Source organism: Phenylobacterium sp., from assembly GCF_030651755.1.
In the GTDB taxonomy this organism is placed as follows: Bacteria; Pseudomonadota; Alphaproteobacteria; order Caulobacterales; family Caulobacteraceae; genus Phenylobacterium.
This window is the reverse complement of sequence record NZ_JAUSBZ010000157.1, coordinates 1-15,885: the sequence shown is the minus strand read 5'-3', so window position 1 is coordinate 15,885 and position 15,885 is coordinate 1. Positions and strand designations below refer to the sequence as shown.

21 protein-coding genes and 1 pseudogene are annotated in these 15,885 nt (G+C 67.1%); all 22 read left to right on the top strand.

Going from position 1 to position 15,885, the window contains the following annotated elements:
- Nucleotides 1-136: 50S ribosomal protein L6 (gene rplF / locus Q7V15_RS15575; RefSeq protein ID WP_304756709.1), on the top strand; the 136-nt coding region annotated here is incomplete at its 5' end.
- A 3-nt stretch (nucleotides 137-139) separates the two neighbouring features.
- On the top strand, nucleotides 140-496 hold the full coding sequence (gene rplR, locus Q7V15_RS15570) for a 50S ribosomal protein L18 (protein WP_293319345.1): 357 nt from the start codon (nucleotides 140-142) through the stop codon (nucleotides 494-496).
- A 10-nt stretch (nucleotides 497-506) separates the two neighbouring features.
- Nucleotides 507-1,118 (top strand): 30S ribosomal protein S5, encoded by a 612-nt coding sequence (gene rpsE / locus Q7V15_RS15565; RefSeq protein ID WP_293319343.1) that lies wholly within the window; start codon nucleotides 507-509, stop codon nucleotides 1,116-1,118.
- 5 nt (nucleotides 1,119-1,123) lie between these two features.
- Entirely contained in the window at nucleotides 1,124-1,303 is a 180-nt protein-coding gene (gene rpmD, locus Q7V15_RS15560; protein ID WP_370689829.1) for a 50S ribosomal protein L30, read from the top strand.
- A gap of 210 nt (nucleotides 1,304-1,513) precedes the next feature.
- Complete coding sequence (gene rplO / locus Q7V15_RS15555; protein WP_304756706.1) at nucleotides 1,514-2,002, top strand: 50S ribosomal protein L15; 489 nt, start codon at nucleotides 1,514-1,516, stop codon at nucleotides 2,000-2,002.
- 146 nt (nucleotides 2,003-2,148) lie between these two features.
- Nucleotides 2,149-3,501: a preprotein translocase subunit SecY gene (secY, locus tag Q7V15_RS15550; protein ID WP_304756705.1), complete on the top strand. Its 1,353-nt coding sequence runs from the start codon at nucleotides 2,149-2,151 to the stop codon at nucleotides 3,499-3,501.
- 57 nt (nucleotides 3,502-3,558) lie between these two features.
- Nucleotides 3,559-4,131, top strand: coding sequence for an adenylate kinase (locus Q7V15_RS15545; protein WP_304756704.1), 573 nt, complete (start codon nucleotides 3,559-3,561; stop codon nucleotides 4,129-4,131).
- A 220-nt stretch (nucleotides 4,132-4,351) separates the two neighbouring features.
- Nucleotides 4,352-4,720, top strand: a complete 369-nt coding sequence (gene rpsM / locus Q7V15_RS15540; protein WP_293319335.1) for a 30S ribosomal protein S13 — start codon at nucleotides 4,352-4,354, stop codon at nucleotides 4,718-4,720.
- A gap of 16 nt (nucleotides 4,721-4,736) precedes the next feature.
- On the top strand, nucleotides 4,737-5,126 hold the full coding sequence (gene rpsK / locus Q7V15_RS15535) for a 30S ribosomal protein S11 (RefSeq protein ID WP_183777088.1): 390 nt from the start codon (nucleotides 4,737-4,739) through the stop codon (nucleotides 5,124-5,126).
- Between the two features lie 74 nt (nucleotides 5,127-5,200).
- Nucleotides 5,201-6,217: pseudogene (locus Q7V15_RS15530) on the top strand (DNA-directed RNA polymerase subunit alpha).
- Between the two features lie 181 nt (nucleotides 6,218-6,398).
- Entirely contained in the window at nucleotides 6,399-6,812 is a 414-nt protein-coding gene (rplQ, locus tag Q7V15_RS15525) for a 50S ribosomal protein L17 (RefSeq protein ID WP_304756703.1), read from the top strand.
- A gap of 59 nt (nucleotides 6,813-6,871) precedes the next feature.
- Nucleotides 6,872-7,093 (top strand): hypothetical protein, encoded by a 222-nt coding sequence (locus Q7V15_RS15520; protein ID WP_304756702.1) that lies wholly within the window; start codon nucleotides 6,872-6,874, stop codon nucleotides 7,091-7,093.
- Nucleotides 7,094-7,146: 53 nt separating this feature from the next.
- Complete coding sequence (locus Q7V15_RS15515) at nucleotides 7,147-8,103, top strand: glyoxalase/bleomycin resistance/extradiol dioxygenase family protein (protein WP_304756701.1); 957 nt, start codon at nucleotides 7,147-7,149, stop codon at nucleotides 8,101-8,103.
- On the top strand, nucleotides 8,100-8,426 hold the full coding sequence (locus tag Q7V15_RS15510; RefSeq protein ID WP_304756699.1) for a helix-turn-helix transcriptional regulator: 327 nt from the start codon (nucleotides 8,100-8,102) through the stop codon (nucleotides 8,424-8,426). The genes Q7V15_RS15515 and Q7V15_RS15510 overlap by 4 nt, the downstream gene beginning before the upstream one ends.
- Nucleotides 8,423-8,896: an SRPBCC domain-containing protein gene (locus Q7V15_RS15505; protein ID WP_304756697.1), complete on the top strand. Its 474-nt coding sequence runs from the start codon at nucleotides 8,423-8,425 to the stop codon at nucleotides 8,894-8,896. The genes Q7V15_RS15510 and Q7V15_RS15505 overlap by 4 nt, the downstream gene beginning before the upstream one ends.
- 67 nt (nucleotides 8,897-8,963) lie before the next feature.
- Nucleotides 8,964-10,232, top strand: a complete 1,269-nt coding sequence (locus tag Q7V15_RS15500; protein WP_304756696.1) for a TCR/Tet family MFS transporter — start codon at nucleotides 8,964-8,966, stop codon at nucleotides 10,230-10,232.
- A 65-nt stretch (nucleotides 10,233-10,297) separates the two neighbouring features.
- Nucleotides 10,298-11,719 carry a Do family serine endopeptidase gene (locus Q7V15_RS15495; RefSeq protein WP_304756695.1) on the top strand — a complete coding sequence of 474 codons (1,422 nt, stop codon included), beginning with the start codon at nucleotides 10,298-10,300 and terminating at the stop codon, nucleotides 11,717-11,719.
- A gap of 511 nt (nucleotides 11,720-12,230) precedes the next feature.
- A complete protein-coding gene (locus Q7V15_RS15490) occupies nucleotides 12,231-13,538 on the top strand; it encodes a replication-associated recombination protein A (RefSeq protein ID WP_304756694.1) in 1,308 nt (435 codons plus the stop codon).
- A complete protein-coding gene (locus Q7V15_RS15485) occupies nucleotides 13,535-14,329 on the top strand; it encodes an RluA family pseudouridine synthase (protein ID WP_304756691.1) in 795 nt (264 codons plus the stop codon). The genes Q7V15_RS15490 and Q7V15_RS15485 overlap by 4 nt, the downstream gene beginning before the upstream one ends.
- Nucleotides 14,330-14,350: 21 nt before the next feature.
- Nucleotides 14,351-14,836: a hypothetical protein gene (locus tag Q7V15_RS15480; RefSeq protein ID WP_304756689.1), complete on the top strand. Its 486-nt coding sequence runs from the start codon at nucleotides 14,351-14,353 to the stop codon at nucleotides 14,834-14,836.
- Nucleotides 14,837-14,891: 55 nt separating this feature from the next.
- Entirely contained in the window at nucleotides 14,892-15,272 is a 381-nt protein-coding gene (gene crcB / locus Q7V15_RS15475) for a fluoride efflux transporter CrcB (RefSeq protein ID WP_304756688.1), read from the top strand.
- A partial coding sequence (locus Q7V15_RS15470) for an RluA family pseudouridine synthase (RefSeq protein WP_304756687.1) occupies nucleotides 15,272-15,885 on the top strand: 614 nt, incomplete at its 3' end. The genes crcB and Q7V15_RS15470, both read left to right, overlap by 1 nt.

The following is a 15,885-nucleotide window of genomic DNA, read 5'->3' as shown; positions in this document are numbered from 1 at the left end:
CAGCGGCATCGACAAGCAGCTGGTCGGCGAGACTGCGGCCCGCATTCGCCGGATCCGTCCGCCCGAGCCCTATAAGGGCAAGGGTGTTCGTTACGCGGGCGAAAAGGTCCGTCGTAAGGAAGGCAAGAAGAAGTAAGCCATGGCGCTCTCTCCTCGTGACACCTCCAAGCGCCGCGCCGAGCGGAATCGCCGGCGTCTTCGCGCGCTCTCCAACGGCCGTCCGCGTCTGTCGGTCTTCCGTTCGGACAAGAACATCTACGCCCAGGTCATCGATGATGAACGGGGCGTAACCCTGGCCGCGGCCTCGTCCCTGGAAGGCGACAAGCCGGCCAAGGGCTCCGACAAGGACGCCGCGGCTCGCGTTGGCGCCCTGGTCGCCCAGCGTGCTATCGAAAAGGGCGTCAAGGACGTCGTCTTCGATCGGGGCGGCTACATTTTTCATGGCCGGATCAAGGCGCTGGCCGATGCCGCGCGTGAAGCCGGCTTGAACTTCTAAGGGTAAGCGAATGGCTCGTGGAAACGAACGCGGCGGCGGCGATCGCCGGGACCGCAATCGCGGCAACCCCGCAGACGATCGCGCCGATAGCGACATCGTCGAAAAGCTGGTGCACATCAACCGCGTCGCGGCGACCGTTAAGGGGGGCCGTCGGTTCTCCTTCGCCGCCCTGATGGTTGTGGGCGACCAGAAGGGCCGGGTCGGCTTTGGTCATGGCAAGGCGCGTGAAGTGCCTGAAGCCATCCGCAAGGCGACCGAAGAGGCCAAGAAGTCCATGATCCGCGTGCCGCTCCGCGAGAGCCGCACCCTGCACCACGACGGCAATGGCCGCTGGGGCGCGGGCAAGGTGATGGTCCGCGCGGCGCCTCCCGGCACCGGCGTCATCGCCGGCGGTCCGATGCGCGCGGTTCTGGAAACCCTTGGGGTCCAGGACGTGGTCGGCAAGTCGGTGGGCTCGTCCAACCCCTACAACATGGTGCGCGCGACCTTTGAGGCCCTCAAGGCCCAGGCGTCTCCGCGCCAGGTCGCCGCCAAGCGCGGCAAGAAGGTCAGCGACGTGATCGGCCGCCGTTCCGACGGCGCCTCGGCCGAAAGCGCCGTCGCCGCCGACGCCGAAGGATAAGCGATATGGCCAGCATCACTGTTCGTCAGACCGCCAGCCCCATCCGCCGGGCCAAGGACCAGCGCGCCACCTTGGTGGGCCTGGGCCTGAACCGCGTGGGCCGCGTCGCCACCCTGGACGACACCCCGTCCATCCGGGGCATGATCCGCAAGGTTCAGCACATGGTTGAGGTGGTGGAAGGCTAGAGCGCGTACCGATAAGTGGGAACCGGTTATCGGAGCGATACGCGCTCTAACTTCAGGATTTAGAGCATGATTCAACGATCAGACGGTTCCGTCTGATCGCATCATGCTCTAGGCCTTCCACCCCAAGACCCTCGCCCCCATATGGGGGTCTCGTTTACAGCCGAGTCGGGGCTTTGGCCCCGGCGCCAGATCTCGTCAGGAGAGGCGACTATGACCAAGCTCAATGAACTTTCGCCCCGCGAAGGCTCCGTCAAGGGCCGCATGCGCGTTGGCCGTGGCCCGGGTTCGGGCAAGGGCAAGACCGGCGGCCGCGGCGTCAAGGGCCAGAAGTCCCGGACCGGCGTCTCCATCGCCGGCTTCGAAGGCGGTCAGATGCCGCTGCACATGCGCATGCCCAAGCGCGGCTTCAATGTTCACCGCGCGAAGGACTTCGCTGAGGTGAACCTGTGGCGTCTGGAGCAGGCCATCGCAGCCGGCAAGCTCGATGCGAAATCCGCCATCGACGCCAAGGCCCTGGTGGCTTCGGGCGTTCTGCGTCGGGAGAAGGACGGTGTCCGTCTCCTCGGCAAGGGCGAGATCACGTCCAAGATCGACATCACCGTCTATTCCGCCTCGGCCTCGGCGATCGCCGCGATCGAAAAGGCGGGCGGCAAGGTGACCACCCTGCGCCCGCAGGCTGAAGCCGAATCGGAAGGCTGAGGCCGACGGACGCCCATGAGCGCACCGGCTTCCCGCCAGGCGACCGGCGGGGGCAGGGGCGCTTTCATCGCACTTCTGGCCTTGGCCGGATGACATGCGCCCGGGCCTCCCCTATGTGTGACCGGTTCTTAGACGCGGGGATCTAAATGGCTTCGGCCGCCGAACAACTCGCAGCCAATCTCAACTTCGGCGCCTTTCAGAAGGCGACGGAGCTGCACAAGCGGATCGGTTTCACCCTTCTGGCGATGATCGTCTATCGCCTGGGAACCTACATCCCGATTCCGGGCATAGATCCCATCGCCTTCGCCCAGGCCTTTGAAGGCCAGGCCAGCGGCATTCTGGGCATGTTCAACATGTTCTCCGGCGGCGCCGTGGAACGTATGGCGATCTTCGCCCTGAACGTGATGCCCTATATCTCGGCCTCGATCATCGTGCAGCTGCTCGGCGCGGTCTATCCGCCGTGGGAGAAGCTCCGGAAAGAGGGCGGGGAGGCTGGTCGCAAGACGCTCAACCAGTACACCCGATATCTGACGGTCGTACTGGCCGTGTTCCAGTCCTTCGGCATCGCCATGGGCCTCTCCGCCAGTCAGGGCCTGGTTCAGAACCCCGGTCCCTTCTTCGTCATCTCCACCGTGGTCACCCTTACCGGCGGCACCCTGTTCCTCATGTGGCTTGGTGAGCAGATCACCAGCCGCGGGGTTGGCAACGGCATTTCGCTGATCATCTTCGCCGGTATCGTCGCGGTGCTGCCGCGGGGGGTCTGGCAGATGTTCTCCATGACCCGCACGGGCGCCCTGTCCGGGGTCGGCATGCTGCTGATCATGGCCCTGGCCATCGGCGTGGTGATCGCCATCGTCTTCATGGAGCGCTCGCAGCGGCGACTCCTGGTCCAGTATCCCAAGCGCCAGCAGGGCAACCGCATGGTGGGGGGCGACACCTCCTTCCTGCCGCTCAAGATCAACACCGCCGGGGTCATCCCGCCGATCTTCGCCTCCAGCCTGCTGCTGCTGCCGACGACGGTCATGGGCTTCCTGGCGACCGCAGACCTGCCGCCTTGGGCCCAGTGGCTGCCCGGGACCGTGGGCGCGCTGCAGCACGGCCAGCCCCTGTTCATGCTCCTCTACGGGGCGCTGATCGTCTTCTTCTGTTTCTTCTACACCTCCATCGTCTTCAATCCGGACGACACGGCCGAGAACCTCCGAAAATACGGCGGCTTCCTGCCGGGGATACGGCCCGGACGACGAACGGCGGAATATCTGGACTATGTCCTGACCCGCCTGACGGTGATCGGCGCAGCCTACATCACCATTGTCTGTCTGCTGCCTGAGGCTTTGATCGGTTTCTACAACGCGCCCTTCTATCTCGGGGGCACATCGATCCTCATCGTGGTCACGGTCACCATGGACACCGTGACCCAGATCCAATCGCATTTGCTCGCCCACCAGTACGAAGGCCTCATCAAGAAGTCGAAGCTGCGGGGCGGTCGCGGACGGACCTGACAAGGGCCGCTCGCACAAGCCGCGCCATTTCCGGCCGGTGGGGGAGGGTATTTCGAAATGAATCTGATTCTGTTCGGACCGCCGGCGGCGGGGAAGGGGACACAGGCCAAGCGCCTGGTCACCGAGAAGGGCATGGTCCAGCTATCTACCGGCGACATGCTTCGCGCCGCCATCAGTTCGGGCTCTGAGCTCGGCAAGCGGGTCGAGGGGATCATGCAGCGGGGCGAACTTGTCTCCGATGAGATCGTCATCGCCCTGATCGAGGAACGCCTGCCAGAGGCCGAGAAGGCCGGCGGCGCCATCTTCGACGGCTTCCCTCGGACGCTGGCCCAGGCCGAGGCCCTGGACGCCATGCTGTCCAAGCGTGGCGCAAAGATTGACCTGGTCATCCGACTCAAGGTTGACGACCAGGCTCTGATGGATCGGATCGCCAGCCGCTATGCGGAAACCGGCCGACCCGACGATAATCCCGAAAGCTTCAAGGTTCGCCTTGGGGCCTATAACGACCAGACCGCCCCCCTGCTGCCCTACTACCAGGACCAGAACAAACTGGTTCAGGTGAACGGCATGGAGACGATCGAGGCGGTGGCCCAGGCCATCGACCGGGCCATGGGGGCTCCGCGCGCCTAGGCGCGCGGGACCCACGCAACCCAATTCGAAGGCCCCGGCGCAACCCGGAGTCTTCACCTTCGCCCATCGGAGCGCACAGAAATGTGTCGTTCCGCCATTGACGGAAACGCAACGATCCATATAACGGGGCGCTTCCGCGAAAGGGCGCGAAGGACGCACGGCAACCTTAGGGTCGCCAGGCGCCGTTCGCGCATCTCTGCGTGACCAGGAGATTACCCCAGTGGCCCGCATCGCAGGCGTCAACATTCCGACTAACAAGCGCGTCGTGATCGCGCTGCAGTACATCCACGGCATCGGTCAGGCTAAGGCCGCCGAAATCGTCCAGAAGGTTGGTCTCGAGCCCGCGCGGCGCGTGAACCAGCTGACGGACGCCGAGGTCCTGCAAATCCGTGAGACCATCGACCGCGACTATCTTGTCGAGGGCGACCTGCGCCGTGATACGGCGGTCAGCATCAAGCGTTTGATGGACCTGGCCTGCTATCGCGGCCTGCGCCACCGCAAGGGGCTGCCGGTCCGTGGCCAGCGCACCCACACCAATGCGCGCACCCGCAAGGGCCCCGCCAAGCCGATCGCCGGCAAGAAGAAATAATAAGAGAGCTTAGCCGATGGCCAAAGAACCGGCGCGCGTCAAACGGCGTGAGCGCAAGAACATCACCTCCGGCGTCGCGCACGTGAACGCCTCGTTCAACAACACCATGATCACCATCACCGATGCGCAGGGGAACACCATCTCCTGGTCTTCGGCCGGGATGATGGGCTTCAAGGGCTCGCGGAAGTCGACCCCCTACGCCGCCCAGATGGCGGCCGAGGATGCGGGCCGCAAGGCCGCCGAGCATGGCGTCAAGACCTTGGAAGTGAACGTTTCCGGCCCGGGTTCGGGACGGGAATCGGCCCTGCGGGCGCTGCAGTCGGTTGGCATGACCATCACCACCATCCGTGATGTGACGCCCATTCCGCACAATGGCTGCCGTCCGCCCAAGCGCCGGCGCGTCTAAGGACTGGCTTTCGCATCCCCCAACGCCGGCCCGCGTTTCGCGGCCGGCGATCCTGCGTTTAGGGACACCCATCCGTGATCGAAAGAAACTGGAACGAGCTCATCCGTCCCGAAAAGCCGCAGATCGAGACCGGTTCCGACGCCAGCCGCAAGGCTCGCATCGTCGCTGAACCTCTCGAGCGTGGCTTTGGTGTGACGTTGGGCAACAGCCTGCGGCGTGTGCTGCTCTCGTCGCTTCAGGGCGCGGCCGTGTCCGCCGTCCAGATCGACGGCGTGGTCCACGAGTTCTCCTCCCTCGAAGGCGTCCGTGAGGACGTCGTCGACATCGTGCTGAACATCAAGCAACTGGCCGTGCGTATGCACGCCGAAGGCCCCAAGCGCATGACCCTGCGCGCCACGGGTCCGGGCGTGGTGACGGCTGGCCAGATCGAGACCCCCTCGGACATCGAGATTCTCAACCCCGACCATGTGCTCTGCACCCTGGACGACGGCGCCAATGTGCGGATGGAGTTCACCGTCCAGAGCGGCAAGGGCTATGTCCCGGCCGAGATGAACCGGCCTGAGGATGCGCCCATCGGTCTGATCGCCGTCGACGCCCTCTATTCGCCGGTCAAGCGCGTCGCCTACCGCGTCGAGCCCACCCGCCAGGGCCAGAGCCTCGACTATGATCGCCTGATCATGGAAGTGGAGACCAATGGCGCGGTGAGCCCGGTCGATGCGGTGGCCTATGCCGCCCGCATTCTCCAGGACCAGCTGCAGATCTTCATCACCTTCGAAGAGCCGAAGAAGAAGGTCGAAGGCGAGGCCAAGCCGGAATTGCCGTTCAACCCGGCTCTGCTGAAGAAGGTCGACGAGCTCGAACTGTCGGTCCGTTCGGCCAACTGCCTGAAGAACGACACTATCGTCTATATCGGCGACCTGATCCAGTAGACCGAAGCCGAGATGCTTCGCACCCCGAACTTCGGCCGCAAGTCGCTGAACGAGATCAAGGAAGTCCTCGCCGGCATGGCGCTGCACCTGGGCATGGATGTGCCCAACTGGCCGCCGGAAAACATCGAAGACCTGGCCAAGAAGTTCGAAGACCAGATGTAAGACCTATCCGCGCTGACTTCGGGTCGCTTCGGCGGCCAGGGCCCCGGGAAGCCGCACCAGCGGTGGAGGGTCCCAGCGCTTCGTAATGACCCAGGCGGGAGCAGGCTGGGATTGGTGAGACAAGGCGCCGCCCCACAAAAGGGGGCGCGCCAGGCGGGCGGCAAGCCCAGGAGACACACATATGCGTCACGGTTATGCGCACCGTAAACTGGGCCGCACCAGCGCCCACCGGACCGCCATGTTCGCCAACATGGCCGCCAGCCTCATCAAGCACGAGCAGATCGTGACCACCTTGCCCAAGGCGAAGGAACTGCGTCCCTTCGTCGAAAAGTTGGTGACCCTGGCCAAGCGCGGCGATCTTCACGCCCGTCGTATCGCCATCAGCCGCGTCCGTGACGTCGAGCAGGTGGGCAAGCTGTTCTCGACCCTCGGCCCGCGCTACGGCGCCCGCAATGGCGGCTATATCCGGGTGCTCAAGGCCGGCTACCGCTACGGCGACAACGCCCCCCTGGCCGTGATTGAGTTCGTGGACCGCGACCCGTCCGAAAAGGGCAAGGACAGCGGCCCCAAGGCCGAGGTCTACGGCGAGGACTAAGGTCCTGCTGATCCGATGAATCTGAAGACCCCCGGGCGGCGACGCCTGGGGGTTTTTTCATGTCCGGCGATCTAGTCGCCCTGGCCGCGGTCGTTGGCGCAGCAGGGCCAGCCTTCCGGTCTGGCGTGGAACTGCCGCGGATCGAGCGTGTGGCTGTCTACTGGCTATTGACCCGCCTTCTGGCCCTGCGCGCCGCTCCAACCGGGGTGACCCCGTGGCCCTTTCGCCGGGCCTGGCGCCAGACTGAGGGGCGGCGTCGCGGCGGACGGGCCTTCCATTGACGAGATGATTGTGTATGTGGTGAACTATTCTAGAAATGGGAAAGGAACTCGCCATGGACGCTGCGCAGCTCACAGCGACACCCATCTATCGCGATCCCCGGCAGGCCCTGGACTGGCTGGAGGCTGCGTTTGGCTTTGAAGTCACCACCTTGCTGACTGACGAGCAGGGTGGGGTGGCCCACGCTGAGATGGGGTTCCATGGCGCCCGGATCGGCGTCGCCGGTCCCTGGTCCGGCGGACCGCTGGGGCCTGCGCGCCTGGTCAGCCCCGCGGCGCTGGACGGCCAGGCCACCCAACTCTGCTGGTTGGCGCTGCCGCCCAGCCTCGATCTCGACGCCCATTGCGCCCAGGCCCGCGCGGCGGGCGCCGAGATCACCCAGGCGCCGGAGGACCAGTTCTATGGCGCGCGAACCTATCGCGCCCTGGATCTGGATGGTCATGTCTGGTGCTTCAGCCAGGCGCAACGGACGGTCCCGGTCGCCGAGATGGAAGCCGCCACGGGCCTGAAGGTGGAAAAGGTTTCCGAGGGCGACGCCAGGACGACTGAGGCGCCGCGGTCGGCGGTCACCCCCTACATCTCCTATGCCGACCCGGCGGCGGCCTATCTCTGGCTGGAAACGGCCTTCGGGCTTGAGCCGCGAGTCTACGTCACTGATGGCGCCGGCGCCCTCGTTCATGCCGAGATGGCGTTCGGGGGACAGACCATTGGGGTCGCCAAGGCCTGGTCGGACCGCCACGCCGTCCCCGGCGACGTCGGAGGCCGCAACACCCAGTCGGTCCACCTGCAGATGGAGAGCGACATCGACGCCCACCATGCAGCCGCGGTGTCAGCCGGGGCGCAGATCATCCGCCCCTTGGAGACCCAGCCCTATGGCGACCGCAGCTATATCGCGCTGGATCTTGAGGGGCACATCTGGTCGTTCGGCCAGACGGTGGCGCCCATGTCGATCGCCGACTGGGATGAGAAGCTGGGAACCCGGACCCGCCTGCGCCCCACGGAAAACCGATGAGCGCGGCCCTGGACCGGACCCTGGCGGCCCTGGCCGATCCCCATCGACGCCAGGTGATCGACCTGCTGCGGGAGCGGCCGCGTCCGGCGGGGGAGTTGGCCCGTGCGGTGGGACTGTCGGCGCCGGCCATGAGCCGCCATCTGAAGACTCTGCGCCAGACAGGCTTGGTCGAGGAATCCCACCCAGCCTTCGACGCGCGAGTGCGCATCTACGCTCTGAGGCCGCAGCCGATGGTGGAGCTGATGTCCTGGCTGGAGGAGAGCGAAAAACTGTGGAGCGCTCAGCTCATGGCGCTCAAGGCCCATCTGGAGGCGGAAACTTGACGTCCAAGGTCTATGTGGCCCTGCGGGTGAAGGCGACGCCGGAACGGGCCTTTCAGGCGTTCGTGGAAGAAATCGATCAGTGGTGGCGACCAAGCCCCCTGTTCCAGACCACCCCGCGGGCCCCGGGCCGGCTGGCCTTTGACGGCGGGGAGGGCGGACGCCTCACCGAGACCCTGGCCAGCGGAAAGGTCTTTGAGATCGGCCGTATCCTCGTCTGGAGGCCGCCAACCCGACTGGTCTTTTCCTGGCGCCAGGCAAGCTTCCCCCCTGACCTGACGACCGAGGTGGAGGTCGCCTTCCAGGCCATGGGGACTGAGACCCGGGTCAGCGTCGAACACCGAGGGTTCACCCGGGTTCCCGCCGAGAGCGCGGCCCGGCACGGCTTCCCCGACCAGGTCCTGCAGATGCGGCTGGCGGACTGGTGGCGGGCGCAGTTGGCGAGCCTGGACGTCCGGGTCACAGGGGCGTAGGGGTCGTTCCGTTTTTGTTTCTGAGTGTCCGAGGGGGACGCGTGGTGGCGTTGCGGGGTGAGGGGCGATGAACGCGGTGAGCGGACGATTTGGCGGCGGGCGGGCGGCCTTTGGCTTCATCTTCGCCACGGCGCTGATGAACAGCATCTCGTTCGGCCTGATCATTCCGGTCCTGCCCAACCTGATCAAGGCCTTCACCGGCGGTGACACGGCCCAGGCCGCGGAGTGGAACGTCGTCTTCGCCGTCACCTGGGGCGCCATGCAGTTCATCTGCGGCCCCTTGCTCGGCCTGTTGTCCGACCGCATCGGCCGCCGGCCCGTGCTGCTGGTGTCGATCTTCGGCCTGGCCCTGGACTTCATCATCATCGCCCTGGCGCCCAATCTCATGTGGCTGCTGGTCGGGCGGATCCTCAACGGCATGACGGCGGCCAGTTTCGCCACCGCCGGGGCCTATGTGGCCGACGTCACCCCGCCGGAGGGTCGGGCCAAGGCCTTTGGCTGGATGGGCTCGGCCTTCTCGTTCGGCTTTCTGATCGGCCCAGCGGTCGGCGGCGCCTTGGGCGACATCGATCTGCGTCTGCCCTTCTATGTGGCCGCGGGCCTCGCCCTGATCAACGGACTCTATGGGCTGTTCGTCCTGCCGGAGTCCCTGCCGCCGGAGCGTCGCACCAAGAGCTTTGATCTGGCCCGGGCCAACCCCCTGGGCTCACTGCGCCTGCTGCGCTCGCATCCCGACCTGCTGGGCCTGGCCACCATCGGCCTGCTGTTCCAGCTGGCCCACACGGTGCTGCCGGCCATCTTCGTGCTCTATACCGGCTACCGCTATGGCTGGAGCCCCTCGGTCATGGGCCTGGCCATGATGGCCACCGGCCTGGCCGGCGTGATCGTCCAGACCCTGCTGGTGGGGCCGGTCGTGGCCCGCATCGGCGAGCGGGGCGCCCTGATGCTGGGGGCGGCGGCCGGGGCGATCGGGTTCGCCTGGTACGGGTTCGCGCCCACGGGCCTGCTCTATCTGGCGGGCGTGCCGGTCTTCGCCCTGATGAACTTCCTGATGCCGGGCCTCCAGGGCCTGATGACCCGTCGTGTGGCGCCGGACCAGCAAGGGCAGTTGCAGGGCGCCAATCAGAGCCTGCAGGGCATCGCCTCCATGGTCGGCCCCGCCATGTTCGGCCTGACCTTCGCCTGGTCGATCCGCCACGCCGACCAGCTGCAGGCGCCGGGCCTGGCCATCTATCTGGCCTCAGCCCTGCTGGTCATCGCCCTGATCCTGGGAACCCGGGTCGCGCGGGCCCCGCTGGCCGCCCCCGCCGCCGCCCCGCCGAACCCTGTGCTATAGGCTCGTCATCTTTGCGCCCGAAAGCTTCGCCAAACGGCAAGGCCAGACAGTTCCACGGAGACGCCATGCGCGCCGCACGCCTGCTCTTCTCGGCCCTCGTCCTCCTGGCGGCCTGCACCGACCCGGCCGGCCGTAGCGAGGCCCAGCCCGCGCTCGCCCAACCGACCCGCTCGCCCCCGGAAACGGCGGCGGACATGAAGACCTCGTTTGCGCCCGTGGTGAGGAAGGCGGCCCCCGCCGTGGTGAACATCTCGGCCAAACGCCTCGTGCGGCGTCAGGCCGACCCCTTCTGGGATCTGTTTGGCTTGGGCGCGCCTCCGGGGCGGGTTGAGGGCTCCCTGGGCTCGGGCGTCATCGTTCGCGCTGACGGGGTGATCGTCACCAACAACCACGTGGTCGCCGGCGGTCAGGAGATCATTGTCGCCCTGGCCGACCGCCGGGAGTTTCCGGCCAAGCTCCTGTTAGCCGATCCCCGCACCGACCTGGCGGTTCTGAAGATCGAGCTGGGCGAGGAGCGCCTGCCGGTCCTGGCCATTGACGACACCACGGACGCGCAGGTCGGCGACCTGGTCCTGGCCATCGGCAACCCGTTCGGGGTGGGCCAGACGGTGACCAACGGCATCATTTCGGCGCTCAACCGCACCGCCGACCCCAGCGGGGACGCCGCCGCCAGCTACATCCAGACCGATGCGGCGATCAATCCGGGCAATTCCGGCGGCGCCCTGGTGGACATGGACGGGGACCTGATCGGCATCAACAGCTTCATCGTCTCCCGTTCGGGCACCTCCAGCGGGGTCGGTTTCGCCATGCCCGCGGCCATGGTGCGCCGTGTGGTCGAGACCGCCGTCGGCGGCGGCCAGCGGGTGGAGCGCCCCTGGCTGGGGGCGCGGACCCAGACCGTCACCGCCGAGATCGCCCGCTCCATCGGCATGAGCGCGCCGCAGGGGGTGCTCGTGGCCGACATCTGGCCCGGCGGCGCGGCGGCCCGGGCGGGTCTCCGCCAGGGCGACGTCATTCTCAGCGTCGATGGGCAGGCGGTCAGCGATGTGGGCGGCCTCAACTACGCGGTCGGCACCCGTCGCCTGGGCGAGAGCCTGCGTTTGGGCGTCCGCCGGGAAAACGGCGCGGCCGCCGATCTCAGCCTGCGCACCGAGGCGCCCCCGGCGACGCCCGCCCGGGACGAGCAGGTGTTGAGCGGACGCAACCCCTTCGACGGCGCCACCGTGGTCAATCTGTCGCCGGCCGTGGCCGACGAACTGGGGGTCGATCCCTTCCAGGGACCCGGTGTGATGGTGGTTCGTGTGGGCCGCGGCTTCTCCATGAACGCCGGCCTGCGTCCCGGGGACATGATCCGGGCGGTCAATGGCCGAGACATCCGCAATGTCCGCGACCTGGTGGCCGTCGCCACAGCCGGCGCCGAGGCCGGCGCCTGGCAGGTGACCATCCAGCGCAACGGCCAGCCAGTGACCGCCAACTTCCGGCTCTAGGGGAGGCGGCCGTCGCTCTGTCCAGGCTCGCCTTCAAGCCGAAGTTCTGAGTGTATGAGATGGGTGGAAAGCGGGCCTAGCCGCTCCGTCGCATCTCTTTGGATATCCTCCTCACGCGATCATTGAACTGCGCGATAATCGGCAACTCTTCGTAAGCACCGTACTGATCGGAGATGTGCCAACCCAGGGCGTGGCAGGCTCGCTCAAGCCCAAGGGCAGAGGCGTCGGCCTCCAGCGAGGCGATGAACGTTCGAAGGTTGTTGAAGCCATACCAGCTAGCTGAGCCCTCCTGCGGCTCAGGCTGCGTGAAAATCCACCGCCGAGCGTCAGCGAGAACTTGGTCTAGGTCGGACATCGTTCGAAAATGCATCTCGTCCGGCAGGTTTGCAATGGGTCGCAGGTGGTCCCGACGCCCGGAGCCGAAAGCTGACGTCGGCTAGGCCCATCGGGCTGTCGAGCCTGCCCCCAAGTGGTTGCGGCGAGGGCGACCTGCATTTGCTATGAGTCGCCGATGGCCGATCTCTTCGAAGCCGCTGGGCTGACCCCGCACGCGCCCTCGCCGCTGGCTGACCGCCTGCGCCCGCAGACCCTGGGCGAAGTGGTGGGGCAGGACCACCTGCTGGGGGAGGACGGTCCCATCGGCCGCATGGCCCAGGCCCACCGCCTGGCCTCCATGATCCTCTGGGGGCCGCCCGGCACCGGCAAGACCACGATCGCGAGGCTGCTGGCCAAGGCGGCGGGCTATGAGTTCCAGCAGCTCTCGGCGGTCTTCACCGGCGTGGCCGACCTGAAGAAGGCCTTCGAGCAGGCCCGGGCGCGGCGGCTGGCCGGCCAGTCGACCCTGTTGTTCGTCGACGAGATCCACCGTTTCAACCGCGCCCAGCAGGACGGCTTCCTGCCCTTTGTGGAGGAGGGGATCGTCACCCTGGTGGGCGCCACCACCGAAAACCCGTCCTTCGAGCTGAACGGGGCGCTGCTGTCGCGCTGCCAGGTCTTCGTGCTCAAGCGCCTGGACGACGAGGCGCTCACCACGCTGCTGGCCAAGGCCGAGGCCTTCGAGGGCCGCTCCCTGCCGCTGGAGCCCGAGGCCCGCCAGGCGCTCGTGGCGTTGGCCGATGGGGACGGCCGCTATCTGCTGACGCTGGCTGAGACCCTGTTCAACATCGGCACGGCCAAGGCGCTGTCGACAAAGGAGCTGGGCGCCATCCTGCAGAAGCGCAGCCCGGCCTACGACAAGGACCGGGAGGAACACTACAACCTCATCTCGGCCCTGCATAAGTCGATCCGCGGATCGGACCCAGACGCGGCGCTATATTGGCTGGCGCGCATGCTGGGGGGCGGGGAGGACCCGCTCTATCTGGCCAGGCGACTGATCCGCACCGCGGCCGAGGACATCGGCGCGGCCGACCCCATGGCGCTGGTCCTCGCCAATGCGGCCAAGGACACCTACGACTTCCTGGGCAGCCCCGAGGGCGAGATCGCGCTGGCCCAACTGGTGGTGCATTTGGCCACCGCGCCCAAGTCCAACGCCGTCTATGCAGCCTTCAAGGCGGCCCAAAAGGCGGCCAAGGACACCGGCTCCCTGATGCCGCCGGCCCACATCCGCAACGCGCCCACCCGACTGATGCGCGACCTCGGCTATGGCAAGGGCTATGCCTACGACCACGACACCGAGGAAGGCTTCTCGGGCCAGAACTACTTCCCCGACGACATGGAGCGCCCGGTCTTCTATCGCCCCAAGGGCGAGGGGGCCGAGGGGCCGATCAAGGCGCGGCTTGATCGTTGGGCGGAGCTTCGCGCCCGGAAGTCCCAGGGATGACCCGGCCCGCCGGACCCCGCGCCGTAAGAGAGGCGCCCGCTCCCATCCGCCTGTCCGCCGACGAAATCGCCTGGGTCCGCTCCATGGTGATCTACGAGGATGACGACCTGTTGGCGCTGAACAAGCCCTCGGGGCTGTCGAGCCAGGGCGGCCGCGGCCAAGTCCATACCCTTGATGAGCTCCTTTGGGCGTTCGCCAAGCCAGGCAAGGCCAGGCCAAGACTGATCCACCGCCTGGACCGGGACACCTCGGGCGTCATCCTGACCGCCAAGACGAAGCCGGCCGCCTCGGCGCTGGGCAAGGCGATGATGGCCCGCCGCTTTGGCAAGACCTACCTGGCCGTCGTCACCCCTGGCGCGCCGGAGCCCCCCGAGGGCCTGATCGACCTGCCCATGCGCCGGGAGGAAATCGGGCGCGAGGCCTATATGCGTATCTGTTCTCCGGAGGCTGAAGGCGCCGAAACGGCCGAGAGCCGCTATCGGACCCTGTCGGTCGGCGCGGAGGCCGCCCTGCTGGAACTCTCGCCCAAGACCGGCCGCATGCATCAGCTTCGGGTCCATCTGGGCGCCATCGGACGACCGATCGCCGGGGATGTGCGCTATGGCGGAGCCCTCAGCCTGGGCGGCCGGCCGGCGTCTCGATTGATGCTGCACGCTGCGGCCCTGGATGTGCCCCTCCCGGCCGGGGAACGCCGCCGCATTACAGCCCCGCCGCCGGCCGACATGAGCGAGTTTTGCGCGGCCCTGGGATTGACCCTCCCCGAGCGGCGAGGTCCAGCGGAACAGCGGTAGCGGCCGGACGTTATAGGCGGCATGAAGCGTGTTCTCGCCTGCCTCTCCCTTTTAGCCATCCTCGGCGGCTGCGCCATGGCGGGGACGCCCTATGGGCCAGCCTATGGCCCCCGGGGCGCCGGGTTTTCCGAATATCGGATCGAACCTGGGCGTTTTCGAGTGACCTATCAGGGGGGGCCTGGCGCCCCGCCCCAGCAGGTGGCCGACTATGCGCTGCTGCGGGCCGCCGAACTGACCCTGGCCGAGGGCTATGACTGGTTTCGAATCACAGATCGCGCCTCCTCCGGACGCCCCGGGGGCGGGCCGCGGGTCTCCTTGGGTACAGGCGGCGGGTCCTATGGCGGTCGCACCGCCATAGGCGTCGGCGTCGGCACCAGCCTCTCCCTGGGCGGCGGGCCGGCCCTGGTGCAGAGCCTGGAGGTGGTGATGGGGCAGGGACAGCGTCCTGCTGACCCCAACGCCTATGACGCCCGTGGCGTCCGCGACTCCCTGCGACCGAACGCTTAGGGCCATCCTGCAATCTTGACGTGGCGCGGCGAAGCCTGGCCCGGCATAAGGGGCCATGGATAAGCTCCTTCTGGTCGCGGTGGGCGGCGGGTTTGGCGCGGTGGCGCGCTACCTGGTCGGTTTGGCGAGCGTGCATCGCTTTGGGGTCGGTTGGCCCGTGGGCACGGTGGTCGTGAACGTCTCCGGCGGGTTCCTGACGGGGCTTTTCATCGGTTGGCTGGCCCAGCGGGGTGGAACCGATCACGAGCGGCTACGGCTCCTGGTGGGGGTTGGCCTCATGGGCGGGTTCACCACCTTTTCGGCCTTTTCCTTCGAGACAGTGCTGATGATCGAGCGCCGCGCCTATGGCGAGGCCTTGGGCTACGTCCTGGTCTCAGTGCTGCTGTCCATCACGGCGCTCTTTGCAGGTCTGATGCTGATGCGCAGGTTCGCCTGATGCGTGAAGTCCGCAACATGGTGGTCGATCCCGCCGAGGGCGGGGTTCGCCTGGACCGCTGGTTCCGCCGCCGTTGGCCCCACCTCACCCAGGGCCAGCTGCACAAGCTGATCCGCTCGGGCCAGGTCCGCATCGACGGGGCCCGCGCCAAGCCCGACACCCGGCTGGAAGGGGGCGAGACCGTGCGGGTGCCGCCCCTGCCGGACGCGCCGGCCAAGGGCGACAGCAAGACCATCGAGCTACACCCCCGTGACGTGGCCTATGTGAAGGGTCTGGTCATCTACGAGGACGAAGAGGTCCTGGTTCTCAACAAGCCTTCGGGTCTGGCGGTCCAGGGGGGCACCAAGACCAAGAACCATGTGGACCGCCTCCTGGGCGCCTGGGGGGAGGGGCTGCAGCGGCCGCGGCTGGTCCACCGTCTGGACCGGGACACATCCGGCGTCCTGGTGCTGGGCAAGACCCCGTCAGCGGCGGCGAAGCTGGCCGGCGCCTTCGCCCGCCGTAAGGCGCAGAAGACCTATTGGGCCCTGGTCATGGGCAATCCCCGTCCCACCGAAGGGGTGATGGAGCTGCCCCTGGTCAAGCGAGGCGTCGGCGACCGCGAGATGATCGT